This window comes from Bacteroidota bacterium (genome assembly GCA_030706565.1).
Lineage (GTDB): Bacteria > Bacteroidota > Bacteroidia > Bacteroidales > JAUZOH01 > JAUZOH01.
Window position 1 is genome coordinate 1 of record JAUZOH010000194.1, and the last position, 7,382, is coordinate 7,382.

5 protein-coding genes are annotated in these 7,382 nt (G+C 40.4%); 3 read left to right on the forward strand and 2 right to left on the reverse strand.

The window, feature by feature from the left end; translation table 11 throughout:
• Together Q8907_10460 and Q8907_10465 are read left to right on the forward strand one after the other, a co-directional pair.
• On the forward strand, positions 1 to 1,385 hold a 1,385-nt coding region (locus Q8907_10460), incomplete at its 5' end, for a hypothetical protein (GenBank protein MDP4274689.1).
• A gap of 61 nt (positions 1,386 to 1,446) precedes the next feature.
• On the forward strand, positions 1,447 to 2,508 hold the full coding sequence (locus Q8907_10465) for an endonuclease (protein ID MDP4274690.1): 1,062 nt from the start codon (positions 1,447 to 1,449) through the stop codon (positions 2,506 to 2,508).
• 1 nt (position 2,509) lies between these two features.
• Here the strand turns inward: Q8907_10465 and Q8907_10470 are convergent, their stop codons facing one another.
• Entirely contained in the window at positions 2,510 to 3,922 is a 1,413-nt protein-coding gene (locus Q8907_10470; GenBank protein MDP4274691.1) for an HD domain-containing protein, read from the reverse strand.
• Positions 3,923 to 3,929: 7 nt separating this feature from the next.
• Positions 3,930 to 5,168 carry a diaminopimelate decarboxylase gene (gene lysA / locus Q8907_10475; GenBank protein ID MDP4274692.1) on the reverse strand — a complete coding sequence of 413 codons (1,239 nt, stop codon included), beginning with the start codon at positions 5,166 to 5,168 and terminating at the stop codon, positions 3,930 to 3,932.
• Positions 5,169 to 5,270: 102 nt separating this feature from the next.
• Between lysA and Q8907_10480 the strand changes: the two genes are divergently transcribed.
• Positions 5,271 to 7,244, forward strand: coding sequence for a glycoside hydrolase family 97 protein (locus Q8907_10480; GenBank protein ID MDP4274693.1), 1,974 nt, complete (start codon positions 5,271 to 5,273; stop codon positions 7,242 to 7,244).
• Positions 7,245 to 7,382: the final 138 nt, after the last annotated feature.

A 7,382-nucleotide genomic window follows, 5' to 3' on the forward strand; every position in this document is an offset into this window, starting at 1 on the left:
AATTTAATGACAATCCTTATGTAAAACTGAAGTTTTCTCAAGATACTGTCAGTTTTGATACGATTTTCACCACCATTGGTACCCCTACAAAATTATTAAAGATATATAACCCCACCAGCCAGTCTGTAAAAATCTCCAAAATGTTTTTGGCCGGGGGAGGTCAATCGGCATTCAAATTAAATATTGACGGTTCTGAAATTAATCCTGTTGAAAATATTGAAATTTACCCACATGATAGCCTGTTTCTGTTTGTTATAGCTAAGGTTGAACAGAATTTTAAGGATGCTCCTTTGTTTGTTCATGATTCTATTGTGTTTATTACCAATGGCAATATGCAGCATGTCGAACTTTGCGCCTGGGGCCAGGATATTCATCTCCTGAATAATAGTACACTTAAAAGCCAAACCTGGACAAATGATAAACCTTATCTGATTTATGGCCATGTGGTGGTTGATTCTTCACAAACCCTGAATATTGAAGAAGGAACATTGGTTTACCTGCATAAGAATGCAAGCCTGATTGTAAAAGGTACTTTAAACGTTCATGGCAGCAGGGCTCATCCTGTAATCTTCAGGGGTGACCGTACTGAACATTGGTATGACAGCATTCCCGGGCAATGGGGAACAATTTCCATTGAGGTCCCTAGTAAAGGGAATGTTATAGATTATGCAGTATTAAAAAATGGTACGACCGGCATTTCAATCGGAAAATATAATGATAAGACTCATCCTTCCCTTACTCTGTCTAACACCATAATCGAAAACATGTCTTATTCGGGGATAATTTCAATGGGCGCTTCTTTTTTGGCAGCAAATACGGTAATCACCGACTGTGCCAATTATCTGGCTGCCTTGTTAAGCGGGGGAAACTACCGTTTTTATCACTGTACCCTGGTCAATTACTGGAATTCCTTTTCGCTGAGATCCTCCCCGTCAATCCTATTGACCAATACTTTTACTATGCCTGTCCTGGGGCAATCTTCTGGCCGAAGCGAGCCCATTTCCTATGCGGGGGATCTTGATGTACTTTTTGCCAATTCTGTTATTTGTGGTTTCCTGCCCAATGAAGTGAATTTCATTTTTGACCCTCATGCGGGTAAGGCTAATTTCGTTTTTGATCATTGCCTGTTGAAGTTAAATCCTGCCAAACCTGATAATAACAACTTTAAAGTTGACACCTCTGATGTGAGATATTTTAAGAATGTTCTGTTTAATCAGGATCCGATGTTTAAGTCTGTTGCCAATATGGATTTTAAACCAGACGTTTTTTCTATACTCCGAAATAAGGGGGCTTTAGAATACGGTCAGTTATATCCTTTCGATATAATGGGAAGAAGCAGGACAGTGGATAGCGCTCCCGACCTGGGAGCTTATGAAGGGGAATAGAATCACGTTCTGGTAAATTTATCTGTGTCAATTTTTAATAAAATCCTGTAAATTTATTAAGATGAAAATGCGCAGGTTAATCATAAGTGGCTTCGTTTTTTTTATTTCTCTCTGCTTCAGTCATGCCCAAAGTTTGTCGTCCCTTGATTCACTCAGGTTTAGGGTTATGTTTTATAATACGGAGAATTTTTTTGATACCCGTCATGACAGCCTCAAAAACGACAGGGAATTTCTGCCGGGTGCAATGCGGCATTGGACTTACAAACGTTACCAGAATAAACTGAATAATTTATATAAGGTAATTGCTGCCTTAGGTTATCCTCAACCTCCTGAAATAATCGGATTATGTGAAATAGAAAATGACAAGGTGCTCAGCAACCTGATGTATGATACTCCTTTGTTAAAATATCCCTATAAATTTATACACCATGAATCTCCTGACGAAAGAGGAATTGATGTGGCCGTTTTGTACCGTACCGATAGGTTTAAGTTGTTGAATAAAAGGTTTATCCGGGTCTTTTTCCCTTTCAAGCCTCAGCGTCAGACCAGGGAAATAATTTACGCATGCGGATTGATTGATGGGAAGGACACTTTGCACTTGTTTGTCAATCATTGGCCTTCAAAGTCAGGAGGGGAGGCAGAAAGCCGGCCTTACCGGATTCAGACCGGTAAGATATTGAAAATTGCTGTGGATTCAGTACTTGCCATACATCCTCAGGCAAAAATTGTGATTGTGGGCGATTTTAATGATGGCCCTGACAGTGAATGCCTGATTGACGGTTTGCAGGCAAAAACAAGTTTGAAAAATTTGGCCTCTTCACAGGTATATAATTTATCTGCCCTTCTTCAGGAGGCTAAAAGTACAGGTACGCATAAATACCGGGGCAATTGGGAAATACTTGACCAGATCATTGTCTCCGGAAAATTATTGATCGATGTCAAGGCCTGGCATACTACTCTGAAATGTGCCCAAATATTTAATGCCCCTTTTTTACTTGAGGATGATCCCTCAGATTTGGGACAACGGCCTGTCCGGACCTACAATGGTTTTAAGTATCATGGCGGTTTTAGCGACCACCTGCCGGTCTATCTGGATTTGTTCAGGGTAAAAAGTGAAAATTAGATTACTTTTTTGCCACCTTTAGTCCTAATTCTTCTCCTTTTTTTAGCATGAACTGATAAGCGGAGTCGGGATTGTTCGAAATAATTCCGTCAAGGATTGCATCTTTAATGGCATTTTTGATTAATCCTACTTCACGGCAGGGCTTTAAGTTAAATGTATGCATGATATCCTGCCCATCTATCGGTGGTTGGAAATTTCGCAGTGCATCTTTCTCCTCAATTTCTATAAGTTTCTTTCTTACTAGTTTAAAATTCTGCAGGTATTTTTTTACTGTTTCTTCATTTTTTGAGGTGATGTCTGCTTCGCAAAGGCACATCAGGTCGTCAATATTCTCACCGGCATCAAAAAGTAAGCGCCTGACTGCAGAATCTGTAACTTCCTCCTGTACCAAAGAACTGGGCCTGAGGTGCATGGCGACTATTTTCTGAACATACTTCATCCTCTGGTCTAGTGGCAGTTTTAATTTTCTGAAAATTCCGGGTATCATTTGGGCGCCCAGAAAATCGTGCCCATGAAATGTCCAGCCTACCTTATCCGAAAATTTCTTGGTGGCCGGTTTGGCTATATCATGCAATAAAGCGGCCCAGCGCAGCCAGGTGTTTTCACTTACTGCCGAGACATTATCAAGTACTTTTAAAGTATGGATAAAATTATCTTTGTGGCCTTTCCCTTCTTTGAACTCAACGCCTTTCAGCTGGCAGAGTTCAGGAAGGATATACTGCAGCAATCCGGATTTGTCAAGCAGTTTAAACCCAACGGATGGCCTTGGACAAGCCATTATTTTCTGTAATTCGTCCAGTATCCTTTCTCCGGAGATGATTTCAAGCCGGTTGGCGTTGGGGCCGATTGCATCAAAGGTTACAGGATCTATAGTGAAATTAAGCTGCGTAGAAAAACGTATGGCACGCAACATACGCAACGGATCGTCAGAAAAGGTCTTTGAAGGTTCCAGCGGTGTACGTATTAACTTGTCCTGCAGGTCTTTTAAACCGTCAAAAGCATCAACCAGTTGTCCGAATGTTTCTTCATTTAAACGAATGGCCAGAGCATTGATGGTGAAATCACGCCTTTTCAAATCATCTTCAAGCGTTCCTTTTTCAACGATGGGTTTGCGCGAATTTTTGCGGTATGATTCACTGCGGGCTCCAACAAATTCAATCTCCATTCCTTTAAAATGAAGCATGGCTGTGCCGAAATTTTTAAAAACACTGACCGGCGTATTTCCGCCAATCCTTTCGGCAACACTGCGGGCTAAATCGATACCGCTGCCCAGAACCATGATATCTATATCTTTGGTCGGCCTGTGCAGAATACTATCCCTTACAAATCCGCCAATGACAAAAGCAGGAGTATCTTGCCTGGTAACTATTTCTGAAATTATTTTAAAAACAGGATGTACTAAGTATTCTTTCATTCTCAGATTAAAAATCAGTTTCCGCTATTATCTGATTTCTTAATAAATCGTCTATTTCTTCACGTTTTCTGATCAGATAATCCACTCCTTTATAAATCATCACCTCTGCCGGACGAAGACGGGAATTGTAATTCGATGACATGGTGAAACAATAGGCACCTGCATTCAGGAAAACCAGGTAATCCCCTTCACTGATTTCAGAGATGCGGCGGTTCCAGCCAAATGTGTCGGTTTCACAGATATATCCTACAACCGTATAAATTCTGGGCTTTCCGGCTGGTTTGGAAACATTTATAATCTGATGATAGGCATCATAAAACATCGGACGGATCAAATGATTCAATCCTGTATTCAGGCCTGCAAAAACAGTTGAAGTGGTTTGTTTCACCACATTAACCCTTGCAGCAAAATAACCGGATTCGCTTACCAGAAATTTACCGGGTTCGAACATTAAAGTGAGTTCCTTTCCATAATCTTTGCAAAATTCGTTAAAACGTTTGGAAAGGGCTTTCCCCAATTCATTGATGTCCGTAAAGATATCATCGGGTTTATAAGGAACCTTAAATCCACTGCCCAAGTCAATATATTCCAAATCTTTGAATTTCAGGGCTGCTTCGAATAAGATTTCAGCGCCTCTCAGAAAGACCTCTGCATCAAGAATGTCGGAACCGGTATGCATGTGCAAACCTTCGACTTTCAAATTACTGGCCGAAACAATCCGTTCCACATGAGGAAGCTGGTAAATCGAAATGCCGAATTTTGAGTCGATATGCCCTGTGGATATTTTGTCGTTTCCTCCGCCCATGATATGCGGATTGATCCTGACACAAACAGGAATGGTGTTGCCATATTTTAGCCCGAATTGCTCAAGGATGGAAATGTTGTCGATATTTATTCTTACTCCTGCCTGAACCGCTTCGTTGATTTCATCCATTCCTACACAATTGGGCGTATAGATGATATCCTGTGGTTTGAATCCTGCTTTCAGCGCCAGGTTCACTTCCTGAATAGAAACCGCATCAAGTCCGGAACCTAAATGATTGAAGAATTTGAGTATGTTCAAATTGGTCAATGCTTTACAGGCAAAATTGATTTTAACCCTCGTGCTTTTAAAGGCATTTTTCATCTTTTTATATTGGGAAGCCATTTTTGAGGTTTCGTAAATATAAAGAGGCGTTCCGTACTTTTTGCACAGCTCTGTAACGCTTAATCCATCAATCAGATATTGACCGTTTTGCAGTTCCATTTTAATTTCAGTTAGTGATTTATCCTGCAAAGATAAATGTTTTGCTTTTAATTGAAAGATGATTTACTTTTATCACCATTCAAATTTATAATGCAATTTATAATGAAAAAAAACTTAACCTTTTTGGCTATAGCCCTATTATTATCCATTACATCTTCTTTTTCGATGGAAAAAAATTACTTTACGCTCACTTCGCCAGACCATAAGATTGAGCTAAAGGTTCAAATGAAGGATAGGATATTTTATTCTGTTCAACATGGGAATGAAGTCGTCATCAATGCTTCTCCCATCAGTATGACAATTAATGACGGGGTGATTTTAGGGGCTCAACCTAAATTGATCCAGGTACATAAACGTAGTGTTGATCAGGAAATCAGGCCGCTCTATGGAAAGCGGAAGATCATCAGGGATAATTTTAATGAAGTGATTCTTGATTTTAAAGGCAACTATTCCCTGGTTTTCAGGGCCTACAACGATGGTGTGGCTTATAGGTTTGTCACTAACCTGAAAGACAGTATTAAGGTTGTCAATGAAGAGGTTAGTTACCGGTTTGACGGTAATCCTTATGGCAATTTCCCTCTCCCGGTTGATAGCTACGAAACTTCTTTTGAACAAAATTTCTTTCATGGCAACCTGCTGTCACTGGATACCAGGAAATTTTGTTTTCTTCCTCTGATGATAGATGCTGCAACTCATACTAAAGTTGCAATAACGGAATCGGATTTGCTGGATTATCCGGGTTTATATCTTCAAAAAACCAATGACAATACAAGTACGCTGGCCGGAACCTTTGCCAAATATCCTTTAAAAACACAAGCCGGCAATTATAACAATTTTGACCAGGTTGTAAAGGAAAGGGCAGGATATATTGCACAAACAGCTGGCAGCCGTTCTTTTCCCTGGAGAATCATGGTTATTGCAGACAATGAAATGCAACTTGCAGATAATGACATGGTTTATAAACTGGCTAAACCTCTGGCTTTAACGGATACAAAATGGATAAAACCAGGCAAGGTAAGCTGGGAATGGTGGAATAACTGGAATTTGGAAAATGTTCCTTTCAAAACAGGCATAAATGACGAGACATACAGATATTATATTGATTTTGCTGCGGCCAATCATCTCGATTATGTGTTAATGGATGAAGGTTGGAGTAATCAATTTGACCTGACCAAGGTAAAACCTGAAGTTGATGTGCCCGGACTGATCAAATATGCTCAGGGAAAGGGCGTGAAGGTCATTCTATGGTGCCTGGCCTATACGCTCGATAGTCAGCTTGAGGTGGCTTTAAACGAATTCGAAAAGTGGGGCGCTGCAGGTATTAAGGTTGATTTTTTCGACCGGGACGATCAAAAGGCGATAAATCTCTATGAAAAATTTGCAAAGGCTGCTGCACTGCGTCACCTGATTGTTGATTATCATGGATGCAGTAAACCGACCGGTTTGAGCAGGGCTTATCCGAATGTTTTGAATTATGAAGGCATATTGGGCAATGAATATAATAAATGGAGCGAAAAAGTAACTACAGCACATACTTGTTTTATTCCCTATTTAAGAATGTTGGCAGGACCTTTGGATTTTACCCCGGGTGGAATGCGCAATGCAGCAATGGGGAGTTTTTCTGCTTCCAACTCTACTCCTATGACACAGGGAACCCGTTGCCACCAGCTGGCTATGTATGTGGTATATGATGCTCCTTTGGTCATGCTTTGCGATGCACCCACGGCATATCAGAAAGAACCGCTAATCCTTGATTTCCTGTCGAAAGTTCCGGTAAGCTGGGATGAAACTAAAATGCTTTATGGCGAAGTGGGTAAGTATGCGGTAGTGGCCCGCCAAAAAGGCAATGAATGGTATATCGGGGCTCTTACTGATGAAAATGCCAGGGAGTTTAATATTGATTGTTCCTTCCTTGGCCAAGGAAAATATAAGGCCGAAATCATTGCCGACGGTGTTAATGCCAATCGCCTGGGTACTGATTATTCACATTCCCAAAACGAATTGACCCAAAAATCCCAATTCAAACTTAATCTGGCTCAGGGTGGGGGCGAAGTTGTCAGAATTTATCCCGAATAATGGATAGTTGAAAGGCTTAGTCCTTTTTGCAGCTAAGCCTTTCCTTTATATTTTCCGGATTTTTTATAATTTTTTGAGAATGGTCCGATTTTTAAGTTATTTTGCATAAAAAATTATGTGAATGTCTGCTGTTAAAAA